13 protein-coding genes are annotated in these 16,944 nt (G+C 50.9%); 8 read left to right on the plus strand and 5 right to left on the minus strand.

The features are described from left to right. Positions 1 to 26: 26 nt before the first annotated feature. Positions 27 to 857, minus strand: coding sequence for a phosphoserine phosphatase SerB (serB, locus tag O3682_RS08355; RefSeq protein ID WP_371509555.1), 831 nt, complete (start codon positions 855 to 857; stop codon positions 27 to 29). Positions 858 to 1,158: 301 nt separating this feature from the next. Here serB and O3682_RS08360 point away from each other — a divergent pair, with 301 nt between their 5' ends. The 4 genes from O3682_RS08360 (at position 1,159) to argC (ending at position 9,271) form a co-directional block, all read left to right on the plus strand. Then, the gene (locus O3682_RS08360) at positions 1,159 to 3,372 is read left to right on the plus strand and encodes a TonB-dependent siderophore receptor (RefSeq protein ID WP_371509556.1); all 2,214 of its coding nucleotides are present in this window, start codon (positions 1,159 to 1,161) and stop codon (positions 3,370 to 3,372) included. A gap of 428 nt (positions 3,373 to 3,800) precedes the next feature. After that, on the plus strand, positions 3,801 to 6,008 hold the full coding sequence (locus O3682_RS08365) for a TonB-dependent siderophore receptor (RefSeq protein ID WP_371509583.1): 2,208 nt from the start codon (positions 3,801 to 3,803) through the stop codon (positions 6,006 to 6,008). A gap of 129 nt (positions 6,009 to 6,137) precedes the next feature. Further along, on the plus strand, positions 6,138 to 7,841 hold the full coding sequence (locus tag O3682_RS08370; RefSeq protein WP_371509558.1) for an ABC transporter ATP-binding protein/permease: 1,704 nt from the start codon (positions 6,138 to 6,140) through the stop codon (positions 7,839 to 7,841). Between the two features lie 383 nt (positions 7,842 to 8,224). Then, entirely contained in the window at positions 8,225 to 9,271 is a 1,047-nt protein-coding gene (gene argC / locus O3682_RS08375; RefSeq protein ID WP_371509560.1) for an N-acetyl-gamma-glutamyl-phosphate reductase, read from the plus strand. A gap of 80 nt (positions 9,272 to 9,351) precedes the next feature. Here the strand turns inward: argC and O3682_RS08380 are convergent, their stop codons facing one another. Continuing rightward, the gene (locus O3682_RS08380) at positions 9,352 to 9,627 is read right to left on the minus strand and encodes a hypothetical protein (RefSeq protein WP_003748371.1); all 276 of its coding nucleotides are present in this window, start codon (positions 9,625 to 9,627) and stop codon (positions 9,352 to 9,354) included. A gap of 261 nt (positions 9,628 to 9,888) precedes the next feature. Here O3682_RS08380 and O3682_RS08385 point away from each other — a divergent pair, with 261 nt between their 5' ends. The 3 genes from O3682_RS08385 (at position 9,889) to O3682_RS08395 (ending at position 12,053) form a co-directional block, all read left to right on the plus strand. After that, positions 9,889 to 10,575, plus strand: a complete 687-nt coding sequence (locus tag O3682_RS08385) for a S24 family peptidase (protein ID WP_003680158.1) — start codon at positions 9,889 to 9,891, stop codon at positions 10,573 to 10,575. 132 nt (positions 10,576 to 10,707) lie between these two features. After that, positions 10,708 to 11,046 (plus strand): iron-sulfur cluster insertion protein ErpA, encoded by a 339-nt coding sequence (erpA, locus tag O3682_RS08390; RefSeq protein WP_003680162.1) that lies wholly within the window; start codon positions 10,708 to 10,710, stop codon positions 11,044 to 11,046. A 332-nt stretch (positions 11,047 to 11,378) separates the two neighbouring features. Then, positions 11,379 to 12,053, plus strand: coding sequence for a hypothetical protein (locus tag O3682_RS08395; RefSeq protein WP_004518836.1), 675 nt, complete (start codon positions 11,379 to 11,381; stop codon positions 12,051 to 12,053). An 80-nt stretch (positions 12,054 to 12,133) separates the two neighbouring features. Here the strand turns inward: O3682_RS08395 and O3682_RS08400 are convergent, their stop codons facing one another. After that, positions 12,134 to 14,302, minus strand: coding sequence for a primosomal protein N' (locus O3682_RS08400; protein ID WP_371509563.1), 2,169 nt, complete (start codon positions 14,300 to 14,302; stop codon positions 12,134 to 12,136). Positions 14,303 to 14,437: 135 nt separating this feature from the next. On the opposite strand from O3682_RS08400, the gene O3682_RS08405 reads away from it, so the two are divergent. Then, positions 14,438 to 15,229 (plus strand): DsbC family protein, encoded by a 792-nt coding sequence (locus tag O3682_RS08405; protein WP_070608512.1) that lies wholly within the window; start codon positions 14,438 to 14,440, stop codon positions 15,227 to 15,229. Positions 15,230 to 15,369: 140 nt separating this feature from the next. Here O3682_RS08405 and O3682_RS08410 read toward each other — a convergent pair whose 3' ends face one another. After that, the gene (locus O3682_RS08410; protein ID WP_049337039.1) at positions 15,370 to 16,053 is read right to left on the minus strand and encodes a 2,3-diphosphoglycerate-dependent phosphoglycerate mutase; all 684 of its coding nucleotides are present in this window, start codon (positions 16,051 to 16,053) and stop codon (positions 15,370 to 15,372) included. Positions 16,054 to 16,155: 102 nt separating this feature from the next. Next, positions 16,156 to 16,908 carry a class I SAM-dependent methyltransferase gene (locus O3682_RS08415; protein ID WP_371509565.1) on the minus strand — a complete coding sequence of 251 codons (753 nt, stop codon included), beginning with the start codon at positions 16,906 to 16,908 and terminating at the stop codon, positions 16,156 to 16,158. Between the last annotated feature and the right edge of the window lie 36 nt (positions 16,909 to 16,944).

The raw sequence follows: 16,944 nt of genomic DNA on the forward strand, positions 1-16,944 counted from the left end.
CTGACTGACAAACATCCTCAAACCGTTTACGCAAACCAACCACGTATCCGTTCCAAACCACCAAAGCGCACGCACGCATCCGCATTCGCTTCAGTTTTCGGTTTCGCCCGATAAGCAATGCCGAATCCCGCCTCCCGTATCATCGGAATATCGTTCGCACCATCACCCATCGCCACTACCTGCCACGGAGCCAAACCCAGAAGCTCACGGTATTCACGCAGCAAATCCGTCTTAGCCTGCGCATCGATAATCCGCCCTTTCAGACGGCCTGTCAGCTTGCCGTTTTCCACTTCCAACACATTCGCAAAATGGAAATCCAAGCCTAAACGCTGTTGCAGGCGTTCCGTAAAGAACGTAAACCCGCCCGACACCAGCATAAACTTCACATCATTCCGTTTGCACTCTTCCAACAAAAATTCCGCGCCCGGCGAGAGCTGCAACACATTCTCGTACACCTCTTCCAACACGCGCTCGTCCAAACCGGACAGCAAAGCCACACGCTTACGCAAAGACTGCTCAAAGTCCAGCTCGCCACGCATCGACTGCTCCGTAATTGCAGCCACCTCATCCTTCAGCCCAACACCGGCCGCAATCTCATCCACGCACTCAATCGTAATCAGCGTCGAATCCATATCGCTGACAATCAGTCCCAAATCAGCAAAAGCCACATCCGGCAATACCGCACCATCTATCTGCTGCGCAATCAACGCCGCACGCATCTCGTCCGTCAATTCAAAATCATCATCAACCGGCACACGCAACACTGACTTCCCTGATGGCGCAGACACCAAACCGCCAAACGCCGACCAGTCGCAAGCGCCCAAATCTCCATGTTGCAACACCAAAACTTTCTTCATCTCATTCTCCTCATACCCCAAAACCCTTACAACCCACATTCAGCTTAAAACAACAAAACCGTATTTTTGCAAAGGCCTTAAAAAAACCAAAACAGCATTATAGCCGAACAACCCCGAAAATTTTCAGACGGCCTGTCGCTTGATTCCCTTAGCTAGTTTAATTTCAAAAACACCTTAAAAAACCATAAAAACAACATAAATCCGCTAAAAACCCTCAAAATCTTGTTCTTAAATTACAAAACAACAAAATTATCGTAAAATATAATTATTATTATTATATTTTAATTATAGAAAGACGTTCATGAACGCCCCAACCCTTAAAACATTAGCACTCATTATTGCCACTCTGCCTTATGCAGCCTTAGCAGAAAACACGGCAACACCCCGGCCCGAACAAACTGCCGAGCTGCAAACCGTCAACGTAACCGGCAAAAACCGTTCCACCCGCACCGAAAACCGCGACTCCTACACAACTTCAGCCATGCGTACCACCACCGGGCTTGCCTTGTCTCCGAAAGAAACGCCGCAGTCGGTAAGCGTGATTACCAAGACACAAATCAATGAGCAGGGGATTACCAACTTGGTTGATGCCCTGAAAACCACCACCGGCGTAAACGTCATCCGTGATGCCGGCATTCCGCGCTTCCAATCGCGCGGGTTCTATATCGACCAAATCGAAGAGGACGGAATCTCATCTACCGTCCCCGGCGCCATCAACAATCCGATGTATGACGCGCAAAGCATGAACGACATCGCCGTTTACGACCATATCGAAGTCGTGCGCGGGACGACCGGGCTGACGCAGGCAAACGGCGAGCCGGGCGGTACGGTGAACGCCGTACGCAAACGCCCCACCGGCGAACGCATTATTCAGGGTGAAGCCCAAATCGACCGCTTCGGTAAAGTCCGCACCACGGGGGACTTTTCAGGTCGTCTGAACGATGAAGGCACTTTGCGCGGCCGCGCCGTCGTCGCATTGGAACGCGACAAAAATTTCAAAGACCGCGTCAAAGGCGGCAATGCCACGCTTTACGGCGTGATGGACGCATCCGTCGGCGACAACACCAAAATCACTTGGGGCGGCCTCTATCAACGCAAACACACCAAGCCCGACGACTGGGGCGTGGCATTGAACCTGCCGCGCGATACCTATCTGGGCTACAACTGGAACAAAGGCGTTTACGACAAGGCGAACGCATTCGCCGAAGTAGAACACTATTTCAACGACAACTGGCGTTATACCGGCAAGCTGGATTATAACTACAACGAAAATATCAAGAAAAACAGCGGCATTTACAATACGTCCACGTCCTACGCAGGCTACACGCCCGGCGGTGCATTAGCCTCTGGCTGGTTGAGCCGTTACGACAATGACGAAAAACAACTGACTTTCAAAAACAATTTGAACGGCAAATTTGAAATTGCGGGCGTGCCGCAGAAAATCTTTACCGAATACACTTACACGCACACCAAAAACAACGGCAGTCGCCGTCAATACAACCCAGGCGTTTCCTTCGACCCGATGACCTTTACCGGCAACGAAATCGCCGAACCCGCCGACTGGCACGCCACACCTTATCAGATGTATTGGGAAACCCATTCCAAACGTACCACCCACGCGCTGCTTTTGGGCTTCCGTTTCAATATGTTGAAAGAAAAACTGCACATCATGGCAGGTACGCGTTGGAACCACATCAAATCGAAATATATAACCGACTATTTCTACACGGGCGGCAAGATAGACAGCGATCCCGATTCGGTTACCGACCGCAAAACCGTCCGTTTCAATCCTTATTTCGCCGTTACCTACGATTTGACGTCGAACCAAAGCCTGTATGCCAGCTACACATCCATCTTCAAACCGAACAGCAATCAGCGCAAAGACAAATCCTATCTTGAACCCGTTACCGGCGCGAACTACGAAATCGGCTGGAAGGGAGAATGGTTTGACCGCAAGCTGAATACCTCGCTTGCCCTGTTTGACATCGAACAGAAAAACCGCGCGGTGCAGGTTTGGGATACGGCAGACCAAAAATGGTATTGGGAACCCGTCGGCAAAGTCCGCAGCCGCGGCATCGAAGCCGAAATATCCGGCAACCTGAGCGAAGATTGGAAACTGTTTGCAGGTTATACGTTCAACCGGTCCAAATATCTTGAAGCGGAAAGCAAAGGCACCGTCCCCGCAGGCACTAATTTCAGCCTGCACACGCCAAAACACATGCTGCGCCTCCACACCAGCTACAACCTGCCGTTTGACGGCAAAAAATGGACCATCGGCGGCGGCGTAACCGCACAAAGCAAAACCGCCAGCCTCTACGGCGTGAAGCGCGGCGGTCATGCGGTATTCAATGCCAACATTGATTATCAGGCATCGAAAAACCTGAAACTTGCACTGATTTCGACCAACCTGTTCAACCATTACTACTACGAGAACAACAAAGTCAGCAGCAAAGGCGCGAACAACTACTATGGCCAACCGCGCAACGTCATGTTCAAAGTCGATTACAAGTTCTAACCCCGCTTGATTCAAAGGCCGTCTGAAACCGATTCTTTCCATTTTCAGACGGCCTTTTCCAATCAAACTTTTTTAAATCTTGATATAAAGCAAACAGTCTAAAAAATTTTCTCAACCGAAAAAAATTCCTGTTGCTTTTTCTTACAGTTTCGATATAGTTCTTTATAGCTAGTTTGGTACTACCCCTTATATCTAGCTTTCATTGCATTACCACCTCCATTCGTTGCCAACGGCTCCCTTTCCGGCGGCAACCTTTTTTTGACCCGATGGTTTGGCAAAATCAAAATTGAATCAAATAAAATGATTCGGAGATTTAAATTTAATTTTTAAAACAAAACGGATTATAAAAAATAACTGCTCAATTTAAACAGATATTGCCGCCAATATTTAAAAACAAACAGCCCTTTCTTTATCAAGGACCTCATCAAATACATCATTCTAAGAAACTATTCAAACTAAGCACACTTGCCCTCTGCCTTGCCGCATTGCCCCAAGCCGCACAAGCTGCCGAAGAGGTACAACAGGCTGAAGTGGAACAAGTTACCGTAGTGGGTAAAAACAAAAGCCTGCGCACTGAAAGTCAAAACAGCTACACAGTATCCGCCCTGCGCTCAACCACAGGGCTGGTGCTCTCTCCGCGGGAAATCCCCCAATCTGTCAGCGTCATTACTAAAAAACAAATTGAAGACCAAGGCATTACCGACTTAGAAGGTGCCTTGCAAAACGCTACAGGCATCAATGTTTTCAAAAGCGGCGGACGCACGCATTTCATGTCGCGCGGCTATTTTATCGAACAGTTTGAAGAAGACGGCATTGCCACGCAACTCGGCTCTCCCGGCGGATTCGGCTTAGGCGGCCCGGCCGGCGACCCGACCAGTGCAACCGATATGGCAATGTACGACCACATTGAAGTGGTGCGCGGTGCGGCAGGTTTGACACAGGCAAACAACGAACCCGGCGGCACGGTAAACGCCGTCCGTAAAAAGCCGACTGCAAAACGCCAGCTTTCCGCCGATTTGATGGCAAACTCATGGGGCAAAGTAAACAGTGTCTTTGATGCATCCGGTACCTTAAGCCAAGAGCACGGCCTGCGCGGACGCTTTGTCGGCTCGGTTGGCAGTAACAAAACTTTCAAAGACCAATCTGGCGGCCGCGACCTCCTTCTGTATGGTGTGATGGACAAAGACATCGGCGACAACAGCAAACTTACTTGGGGCGCAAGCTATCTCAACCAAACCGAAACACCCGACCCCGACGGCCTGCCGATGCGTGCAGACGGCAAAGAGTGGAAACGCAGCCGCTATCTGGGTGCGGATTGGAACGAAGCCCGCCTGAAAAAATACAATCTTTTTGCCGAATTAGAACATTATTTCAACGACAACTGGAAACTGAGCAGCAAACTGGACTGGCGCAAGAACACCAGTTCAAAAGAATATTACACGCTGGGCGGCACAGGTAACGGCATCGGTACAGACGGCCTGGGAAGTACATACAGCTTCGACCGTTACGATGCAGGCAACCGTCAGTTCACTTTCCAAAACAACTTGACCGGCCGCATCTTCGCTTTCGGCCAAAATCACGACCTCTTCTTCATGCACAGCTATTCCAAAGAGAACGTGAACTCAAGCAACCGCTGGTTTGATGACAGCAGTACCTATGACGCAGATGCCTTCAACGGCAGCGAAAAAGCCAAACCCGATTGGGATGCCGCCACAGCCAAAGCCCGTGGCGGCAACGGCCGTTATACTACCCATGCCTTCGGTTTGGGCGCGCGCATCAATCCTACCGACAAACTACACATCATCGCAGGCGGACGCTATACCAGCTGGAAACGCGACTTCTATTGGGATCGCGACCTCAAAGACGGGGTAGCAGGTTCATCAGACTCGCTCAAACGCAACCGCTTCGTTCCTTATGCCGGCATCACTTACGACATCACCCCTAAGCAAAGCGTTTACGCCGCCTACACATCCATCTTTAAGCAAACGATGAACCGCGACTTCAACGACAACCTGCTGCCGCCGATTATGGGGCGTAACTACGAAATCGGTTGGAAAGGCGAATGGAACGAAGGCCGTCTGAACACCTCGGTCGCCCTCTACCGCACCGACAAAGACAACAACAACCAACGCGTCAACGCCAAACCGCACGCCTACTGGGAACCGCTTAACCAAAGCAGCCGCGGCTTGGACGCCGAAATCTCCGGCAGCCTGACCGACCGTTGGCAAGTTTACGCAGGCTACACCTTCAACCGCAGCACCAACCGCAGCAGCGTTACCGGCAATGTTGAATCGCGCCAAAAAGGCTACAACTTCAGCAGCCATACGCCGAAACATATGTTCCGTCTCTACACCAGCTATGTCCTGCCGGTTGATGACGGCAAATGGACAGTCGGTCTTGGCTTGAAGAGCAGCAGCAAAACCGCTAATTCTTCCAGCTCACTCAAGCAAGGCGGCTACACCATTTGGAATACCAACGTCCAATACCGCCCGAGCAAAAACCTGCAACTGGGGCTGGCAGTCAACAACCTGACCGACAAACGCTACTACGAAAACCAATACAGCCGCGGCTTAAACAGCGGCAACTTCTACGGCGAACCGCGCAATGCCGTGTTCAGCCTAAAATGGAAAATGTAAATAGCAGCATAGCAAGCACGGGTTGACCGCTCATTTTTTAAAAGCATAAACCAACTATTGCTGATAAAAAGGCCGTCTGAAAGTACAATTTCACTTTCAGACGGCCATTCGCACGCATTCACAAGCATTATGAAAACACTCAAAAAATTCTTTTACCTCGCCCGCCCTTTTTGGTCAGGGGCACACGGCCGCCTCCAATGGCTGATGCTCGCCGTTTTGATAGGGTTTACCCTATTCTCCATCACCATCAGCGTTTGGATTGCCGCATGGGACAAACGCTTCTATGACGCGCTGGCCGCGTTTGACGGCGCATCCATGCCATCACTCATTGTCGAATACCTCGGCTATATGGCGATGGTTATCGGCTGTATCGTTTGTGCCGACTGGCTGCAAAAACGCCTCATCTTCCGTTGGCGCACCCATCTGACCGATCAATTCCAAACAAACTGGCTCGAAGGCCACAAACACTACCGCCTGCGCCTGACGGGCGAACCGGACAACCCCGACCAGCGTATTGCCGAAGACATCTACCTCCTCGCCGACAAAAGTATCAGCCTCTTTCGTTCCTTCATCAATAATATTGCCAAATTCAGCGCGTTTGTCGCCGTACTGTGGACGCTGTCCGGCGTACAGACTTTCAACATCGGCGGATACAGCATTACCGTTTACGGCTACCTTGTTTGGGTTGCACTGATTTATTCCATCTTCAGCACCATCATCGCCCATCTTGTCGGCCGCAAACTTAAAAACCTCAACATCGACCGCCAGCACCGCGAAGCCGACTACCGCGCAGCCCTTTTACGCGTACGCGACCATGCCGAACAAATCGCCTTCTACAACGGCGGCGAAGCCGAAACAGGCCGTCTGAAACAGCGTTATCTACGCATCCGCGACAACTGGCGACGGCTGACCAACTGCGAATTCCGCCAAGAAACCTTTTGGGCGACCTATGTGCGCATCAGCATCTTCATCCCCATTCTCGCCACCCTGCCCATGTACCTCGCCAAAACCATGACCTTCGGCGACATGATGCAGACGCGCACATCGTTTGCCCGCGTCCAAGACAGTTTTGGCTGGTTTACCGATGCATACCGCCGCTTGATTGAATGGGCGGCAGTCATCGAACGGCTTTCCGGTTTTCAGACGGCCTTGGAACAAGCAGAACAAAAAAGCCCCTCCCTTCAGTCACACCAAACAGATTTGCCGCATCATAGCGGCAAGGCAGTCCTGCAAAACCTTACTATCCACACCCAAACCGGCACCCCCCTGCTCTCCGGCATCAGCCTTGAAGCCCATGCCCCTGAATGGCTATTGCTCGAAGGCAAAAGCGGCATCGGCAAATCCACGCTGCTTCGCGTGCTTGCCGGTTTATGGCCGTATTATCACGGCAGTTTTTCCCTTGAAGGCAGCCGCCTGTTTTTCCCGCAACGCCCTTACCTGCCTACCGATACCCTGCGTCAAACCGTCAGCTACCCTTACTCAGCCTGCCAAGACGACCATTTGATTCAAACCGTTTTGGAACAAGTCGGCTTAAGCAGCCCCACGGGTAGGCTGCACACGTTGATGAACGATTTGGACACTTCATACGAATGGCACGGCATCCTCTCCGGCGGCGAACAACAACGCCTCAGCCTTGCACGCGCACTGCTGCACAAACCGCAAATCCTGTTCCTAGATGAAGCCACCAACCAGCTTGATGACGAATCCGCCCTGATGTTGATGCAGACCCTCAAGCAACATTTGCCCGATACTTTGGTCATCGGCATCAGCCACCAACCCAAAATTCAAGCCCTGTTTGATAGTTCCCTGAATTTGAATGAAAAAATTATTTAAATGTTAAAATGTGCAAAACGCTTGCTTTCAATCCTAACAAGGGATATAGTACTAAGTAACTAGTTCTTATTGATGAGAACTACTCCTTGGATACTCGCCTCCGGTCCTCCAACCCGGGGGCATTTTTTTACATTTTTATTTTGTATTCGTATGGATAGGATAAAGACGAAACACCCACCACAAATCAACAGACAAATCAAACCGTAAACTGCGTTTTCCAAACGCTCAGGCCGTCTGAAATCCTCTCTCGAATATTATTCATGCCATATTTCAGACGGCCTGTTTAACCGTCCCTTGCAAAGCTTGGCACAAGCACCGCTGACCGACGGCAATCAATTACTATATAATCAAACGCATCGTTATCCCTACAAAGGAGCCACACCATGACCACAAAAATTAAAATTGGTATCGTCGGTGCAACCGGTTACACAGGCGTTGAATTGTTGCGCCTGCTCAGCAGCCACCCCAACGCAGAGGTTACTGCTGTCACCAGCCGAAGCGAAGCCGGTATTGCGGTTGCCAACTACTTTCCCAGCCTTCGCGGCATTTACGACATTGCATTCCAAACGCCTGAAGATGCCGGGCTTGACCGTTGCGACCTCGTGTTCTTTGCCACGCCCAACGGCGTAGCCATGAAAGAAGCACCGTCCCTTGTCGAAAAAGGCGTACGCGTGATTGACCTGTCTGCCGACTTCCGCATCCGCGACATCCCCACATGGGAAAAATGGTACAAAATGACCCATGCCGCGCCGCAACTTGTTTCCCAAGCAGTGTACGGCTTGTGCGAACTTTACAAAGACGACATCTCCAAAGCCATGTTGGTGGCCAATCCGGGCTGCTACCCTACCTGCGTTTCCCTGCCCTTATTGCCACTGCTTCAGGCTGGCCGTCTGAAAGCCAACGCGCCTCTGATTGCCGACTGTAAATCCGGTGTTTCCGGTGCAGGCCGCAAAGCCAGTACCCATGCCCTATTGTGCGAAGCAGGCGACAACTTCAAAGCCTACGGCGTCGGCGGCCACCGCCATCTGCCTGAAATCCGACAAACCCTGTCCGGACTTCAAGACCATGTTTCAGACGGCCTGATTTTCGTGCCACACCTTGTTCCGATGATACGCGGCATGCACGCCACCCTGTATCTGCACCTGCAAGAACACACCGACCCTGAAGCCTTGCTGCGCGAATACTACCGCGACAGTCCTTTTGTCGATATCCTGCCTTCAGGCTCGACACCCGAAACTCGCAGCGTGCGCGGCGCCAATATTTGCCGTATCAGCGTTCAAAAAGCGCCCGATCAAGACGATGTGTGGATTGTTCTTTCCGTCATCGACAACTTGGTTAAAGGCGCAGCCGGTCAAGCCGTGCAGAATATGAACATTATGTTCGGCCTGCCCGAAACCACCGGCCTGACTAATGCACCATTAATGCCTTAAGCCAGCCATCCTTATTAAAAACACAAGGCCGTCTGAAACTTTGATCGTTCAGACGGCCTTTATCGATTCATTCACAAACATCACTCATACACCACGCCGGCAAGCATTTCTTCTTCATTCAAGTTGCCGTACTGTTGCTCCCAATCGTGGGTAGCCTCCACCATATCGCATTCTTTCGCAAAAGCCAGCAGCCTGCCGTCCATCTGATCCAAACTCAAGCTGCCCAAGCGTTCGCATTCCGAAGCCGTCAAATTACCGTCCGCTTCATGCGCTTCCGAAGATCCGAAAGGCAGGGCAAAAAAACCCAGCACCAACGCCAGCAGCACCCAAAAAATATTTTTACGCGAACGAGTCATTTCACACCTCTCATCATAATCATATAGCAGGTTTAAGTCAGAAAAACTAAACCAAATAAAACTAAACTAAGAAAAATCAAATATACAACTAGAAATATCGATTTATCTAAGACAAAACGAATAATACTAAGAAAAAATAAAATGTGCAATACTTTTTCTTAGATGAAGTAATTTTTTTCTTACAATCTTATAAAAACTAAGGTAAAATAAACTCAAATCGTCCAAACCATATAAAAAACATACCTCCATAAAGGCATAAACATGGATACCTTTAAAGACCGCCTGGCTTTCTTATGGAAAGATGAAGCCCGCCAAGCCAAAATTGCCGCCGACATCGATATGACCATCGCCGGATTCAGCCGTATCTGGAACGAAGGCGGCCTGCCGAAATCGGAAACGCTAAAAAAAATCAAACAACTTAAAGGCTGCAGCATAGACTGGCTTTTGACAGGTGAGGGTTCTCCCTTCCCCGATTCCGAAGCCCCAAAAGCCACGGCAACCGACACACTGGGTAATCCAGTCGATATAGACGAATTTGTCTTCGTACCGCGTTACGACATCCAGGCCGCGGCCGGACACGGACAGCTCGTCGGTGACGAACAGCCCATGTTCGCCATGGCGTTCCGACGCTATTGGATTGAAAATTATGTAACGCGCGACATCAAAAACCTTTCCGTTATCTCAGTCAAAGGCGACTCGATGGAAGGCGTGCTGAATGATGGCGACACCATACTCATCAATCACGGCCAAACCACACCGCGCGACGGCCTCTATGTTTTGCGCCTCAACGAAAACCTGTTGGTCAAACGCCTGCAACTGATACCCGGCGGCATCGTCAACGTCATTTCCGCCAACGAAGCCTACCCTACTTTTGAAATCGACTTGAAAAACCCGACCGACGACGTTGCCATCATCGGCCGTGTCGAATGGTTTGGCAGAAGCATCTAAATCTGACATACTGGTGCTTGAAATTTCTGCCATGCCCTCCATGTAAGCTGGCAGACCCTGTCTGCACAAGCTTGCCTTGACTAACGGTTTGCGCGACAATAGTAAAAATATTCATATAAAAGGAATCACATCATGTCAGACGAAAGCCCTATTATCTTTACTGACAGCTGCTGCACCAAAGTTGCCGACTTGATCGCTGAAGAGAACAATCCCGATTTGAAATTGCGCGTATTCGTCAACGGCGGCGGTTGCTCCGGCTTCCAATATGGTTTTACCTTTGATGAAATCAAAAACGACGACGATTTTGAAATCCAGAAAAACGGCCTGACGTTCTTGGTTGACCCGATGAGCTACCAATATCTGGTTGGTGCGGAAATCGACTACACCGAAAGCCTGCAAGGCTCTCAATTCGTCATCCGCAATCCGAATGCCGAAACGACTTGCGGTTGCGGCTCGTCCTTCTCCGTATAAACAATCCGTTTCTTCATGAAAAACAGGCCGTCTGTATCTTCAGACGGCCTTTTGTGTGAATTTATTTTAAACAATATCAGATTTACCTTATAATAATATCGGGCGTGAATATTTACTCTACAATAGACATAACATTGGACATGCATATTTCCATATAAATAAAAAATTATTGTCCAGCCGATTAACGACACAAAGGCAAACCGTACTTGGTCTGCCTGAGACTGCAGCCTCTGTTCCGGCTCGTATCAGAAGCCAAGACAGCTCAAACACAATAACAAAACCTTAGGCTAAACCCATTTGGTTGACGCAGTCGAAATACTCATGGGATATCAATGAGCAAACAAGAAAAATTTTTCGACGTATACGTTTCCTATCCGCCGAACACGGATAGGGAGCGCATCCATGCCTGCCTGTATGACAACCTGCCTGAAAACGAAGTCGAGAGCCTGATTCAAGCCTTGGCCGAGCGTCCGCAAGCCATTGTGGCCGAAAAATGTACCCAAGACGAGCGCGAAAATGCGCAGCATTACTTCAGCTATTTGGGTTTGGACGTGATCGTCCGTCAGGCTATGGAGTTGGAAGCGGTTGAAGAAGAACCCGTGTTGGCAGTCAACACTCCCGACCCTATCCAATGCCCCGTCTGCATGACGATTATTGACGAATTAGACGCACAGGAATGTAAAACCTGCCACTTTGATTTGACAGAGAAAAATGAGTTGGCCATCCAGCGCAAACGCATTGAATGGCAGGAAAAAATCTCTTTCGAGCATAAAAAACAAACCGAAATTGCCCACAAGCTCAAATATGAACGTGAGCAGGAAGAGAAAAAACTGCGCAAAAAAATCCGTGCCGAATTGGAATCCCAATTACGCGAAGAGTTAGGCCAAAATCCTGAGCTGGCCGCACTTGCAGCGAGGAAGAAAACACAGTTTCTGCTTACAATGGCTATCGTATTCGCCGTTTTGAGCCTGCTTGCACTCGGCTATATCGCTGCAAAATTCTTCTAAACTGATTTCAAAACTTAAGGCCGTCTGAAAAATAGATTTTCAGACGGCCTTTTATTTCCTTATGGATTGAATCATTCCAATCAAACCTCTTGCATATCAACGTCTACCGACCATCTGATTTTGCCGTCGCGGTTTTGCTGCAACACCTGTACCCACAAACTCACTGCGCGGTGCAAATCTTGTCGGGATGTCGATTCGAGGAAAATTTGCGCACGTTCGCGTTCGGCGAGGCGCACCATCAGCATCGGAGCAGCGCCAAACTGGGAGACACTTTCAGGCAACAGCGGGGTGAGGGTTTCTTTGGCGGCGTTGAGAAATTCCATCGCATCGGCAACATGCGGCGCATCGGCACGGACGGCCGCCTGAAAACCAAAAGGCGGCATGGCGAACATTTGCCGTTCGTTCAATTCGTTTTCGGCAAACACGGCGTAGTCCTGCGCTTTGACGGCGGCGAAGACGGGATGTTCGGGCAGTTGGGTTTGTATCAACACCTTGCCGGGTTTGTCGGCACGCCCCGCTCTGCCGGACACCTGCATCAGCTCGGCGAACAGTCTTTCCGGCGCGCGAAAGTCCGCGCTGTACAGGCTGCCATCGGCGTTCAACACGATAACAAGGTTGAGCCGCGCGAAATCATGGCCTTTGGCGAGCATCTGCGTACCGACCAGAATATCGATTTCGTTGTCTGCGATGCGGCGGTACAAATCCGCCCAGTCATTTTTGTGCGCGGTGCTGTCCCTGTCGACGCGGACGACGGCGGCCTTGGGCAGGAAGGCGCGCAGGGTTTCTTCGACGCGCTGCGTGCCGTGGCCGACGGCGGTCAGGTCTTGGTTGCCGCAGTCAGGGCATTTGTACGGGATGGGTTCGCGGTGATCGCAGTGGTGGCAGCGCAGTTGGCGGGCGCGTTGGTGCAGTACCATTTTGGCGGAGCAGTTCGGGCAGCCGAAGGTATGGCCGCAGTCGCCGCAAAACAGCGCGGGTGCAAAGCCGCGCCGGTTGAGGTACACCAGCGACATGCCGCCTGCTTCAAAATTCTGTTTCAAAAGCTGTAAGGCTTGCGGCGAGAAGCCATTGTCTAGTTTCAGACGGCCTACGTTGAGAATTTCTACTTGCGGCAGTTGTGCTGAAGCATGGGCGCGCTCGGTCAGTTGCAGCAGGCTGTACGCGCCGCTTTGCGCCTTGTGCCAGCTCTCCAAGCTGGGCGTGGCGCTACCCAATACAATGGGGCAGCCGCTCTGCTTCGCCCGCCACACCGCCAAATCGCGGGCGTGGTAGCGCAATTCGTTGTCCTGCTTGAACGAGCCGTCGTGCTCCTCATCGACCACAATCAGCCCGACATCAGGCAGAGGCGTGAACACTGCCAGCCGCGTGCCAATCACCAGCTTCGCCTGCCCCAACATGGCGCGCAGATAATCCTGCGTGCGCTTGCCTGCCGCCATCTGGCTGTGCAACACGGCAGTCGGTACGTCAGCAAAACGGTTTTCCACTCGCTTCAAAAGCTGCGGAGTAAGATTGATTTCAGGCAACAGAAACAACACCTGCCGCCCCTGCGCCAACACTTTCGCCATCGCATCGAAATACACCTCGGTCTTGCCACTGCCGGTAATGCCGTACAGCAAAAACGGCTGAAATTTACCGAAGGCCGTCTGAATTTCATCGGAAGCCTTCTGCTGGTCGGAGTTGAGCTGAAATTCAGACGACCTTAAAACTGGCTTCGCCGCTTCCGCAGTTTCAATCCAGCCCTGCTCCGCCCAATCTTCGATTAATTTCGCCGCCTGGGCATTTACCTGCTTCAACGCCGCCATCGTCATTCCACCCGACAGCAGCGCGTCCCACAAAGCCACTTTTTTGTTGAACCGAGCCGGCGGCGGCGTTTGCGCCCTGCCCGCTTCGTTCAGCGCGTAAAACAGCGGTGGCTGCGGCATTTCCACCGCGCGCGTTTCCTTCAAACCCTGCGGCAGCGCGGCAAACACCGCCTGCCCGGTCGGATAGTGGTAATAACGCGACGTAAACGCCAACAAATCACGCCAGCTTTGAGGCAACGGCTTTTCTTCTACAAAGGCCGTCTGAACGCTCAAAATCCGCGCCGTATCCATATTAGGCGCGATATCCGTTTCCCACACAATCCCGACAACGGTTTTATTGCGAAAAGGCACAAGCACCCGCGTTCCCGGAGGAAGCGGCTTGGAATAGAAATAAGTCAAAAGGCCGTCTGAAAGCGGCACGTTTACGGCAATACGGTGGTAGAACATACAAACAATCAAATCATTTTTTCGTATTTTAACAGCCGAAAGCTATTTTCAGACGATAATTTGAGCCTCAATACAATGCAGGCATGACGGAGGTTTGATACAATGCCTTACTTTTAACACACGCAAGTCTCTCGCATGAAAACCAAGTTAATCAAAATCTTAACACCGTTTGCCGTCCTTCCTTTGTTGGCATGCGGTCAACCTGCCGTATCCAACGCCAACGCGGCGCCTGCTCAGGCTGCCAAAGCGGAAGCGCCTGCCGACAAATCCGTTGCCGCTTCTTTGAAAGCACGTCTGGAAAAAGTCTATGCCGCCCAAGATTTGAAAGTTTTGAGCGTCAGTGAAACACCAATTAAAGGCATTTATGAAGTTGTCGTCAGCGGCAAACAAATCATCTATACCGATGCCAAAGGCGACTATATGCTTGTTGGCGACCTCATCAACGTCAACACGCGCCAAAGCATGACTGAAGAACGCGCCGCCGATTTGAACAAAATCGACTTCGCTTCGCTGCCTTTGGACAAAGCCATCAAAGAAGTACGCGGCAACGGCAAACTGAAAGTCGCTGTTTTCTCCGATCCGGACTGCCCGTACTGCAAACGCTTGGAGCATGAGTTTGAAAAAATGACCGACATCACGATTTATACATTCATGATGCCGATTCCGAGCCTGCACCCTGATGCCGCGCGCAAAGCCGAGCTGTTGTGGTGCCAACCTAATCCGACCCAGGCATGGATTGACTGGATGCGCAAAGGCAAACTCCCAAGCGGCAAAGCAAACTGCGAAAACCCTGTTGCTGAAACCACTTCATTGGGCGAACAATTCGGCTTCAACGGCACACCGACCGTAGTCTTCCCTAACGGCCGCAGCCAAAGCGGTTACAGCCCTATGCCTCACCTCAAAGAAATCATCGAGAAAAACCAGTAATACTTTTCAGGTTTTAATCTCCATAAAGGACGCTTTACGCGTCCTTTTTTCATGTCGCCGCCATCAATTGCTTTCAGACGGCCTCAATACAGACAAATATAAAAAAGGACGTGTCCAACACGTCCTTTTTTCCCTTTACCTTACAGGTAGAATTTTTCAATCACTTTCAGGTTTTCATCCAATTTGTACACCAGCGGCTGACCGGTTGGGATTTCCAAGCCCATGATGTCTTCGTCGGAAATGCCTTCGATGTGTTTTGCCAAAGCGCGCAGGGAGTTGCCGTGTGCCGCCACCAATACACGTTTGCCGCTCAAGATGGCCGGAGCGATTTGGTCTTCCCAGAAAGGCAGGACGCGCTCGAGGGTAACTTTGAGGTTTTCGCCATCAGGTACGACATCGCTAGGCAGGTTGGCATAGCGGCGGTCGTTGTGGGCGGAGTTAGGGTCTTTAGGATCGAGCAGCGGAGGCAGGGTGTCGTAGCTGCGGCGCCAAATGTGGACTTGCTCGTCGCCGTATTTTTCTGCGGTTTGTTTTTTATCCATACCTTGCAGCTGGCCGTAGTGGCGCTCGTTCAAACGCCATGATTTGATTTGTGGAACAAACAGTTGATCAGATTCTTCCAAAACGATGTTACAGGTTTTGATGGCACGGGTCAGAACGGAGGTAAAGGCGATGTCGAACTCGTATCCCTTCTCTTTCAGCTTTTTACCTGCTGCTGCGGCTTCTGCCAAACCTTGCTCGCTCAGCTTGACGTCGCGCCAGCCGGTGAAAAGGTTTTTCGCGTTCCATTCGCTTTGTCCGTGACGGATGAATACTAATTCCATGATAGTTTGCTCCAATGAAGTTTGGGAAAGGGTATTTATATCACACTTTGCCGCCACGCTGATAACGCCGGCGGTTTCTTTTGATATGTTGCAAGTTTGCTTCTAGTCTTCAGACGGCCTTGTCGGAAGGTAAACGTCAAAACGCGTGCTTTTGCCTGTGTATTGATAAGCAGGTTTGCGCCTATCGAGAAATTCGCCCAAGCGCGGACGTTTGACGACAATGCGCTTTTTGGCAGTATTCAACGCTGCGTCCAGAAGCTCGGCTTCGTCTTGTGCCGCGCCGACCAAGTCGTGAAAGTAAGCCATTTCTTTTTTCACGGCGGCGGTTTTGCGACGCCCCGGATACATCGGGTCAAGATACACCACATCAGGTCTGCCGTTTTGCGTGGACAATTCCTGCATTAAATCAACGGCATTGCCGAAATGCAAAGTAATGCGTTGGGCAATCTCCCGTGTCTCTTCACTTTGCCCTGCCCTGTTGAGGCCGTCTGAAAGTAGACAGGCAACAGCAGGATTTTGTTCAAAAGTTTGTACATTCAAGCCCAACGAGGCAAGCACAAAACTGTCGCGCCCCAGTCCGCCGGTAGCGTCCCAGACAGTCGGTTGCGCAGTGTGATTGACTGCTTTAGCAATCAACTCGCCTCCACCTTTAGTGCGCCGATAATGGGCGGCACCGCCATCAAAATCAACGCGAACACGGCCTTTTTCACCGGCGCGGCACAAACTGATGCCGCTTTCGTCAGCGATAAGGAAACTGCCTTCTTCAGGCTGCCGATCAATAACGGTCAGCCCGAAAGGTGCAGCAAGGCTGCGAAGTTCGGTAGATGCGGTTTCGTCAAAATAAATCTTGTACATAAGGCTTATGTTTCAAACGGCCTTAAAAACTCAGGC

Origin of the sequence: Neisseria sp. 27098_8_112 (assembly GCF_041433235.1) — a bacterium.
In the GTDB taxonomy this organism is placed as follows: domain Bacteria; phylum Pseudomonadota; class Gammaproteobacteria; order Burkholderiales; family Neisseriaceae; genus Neisseria.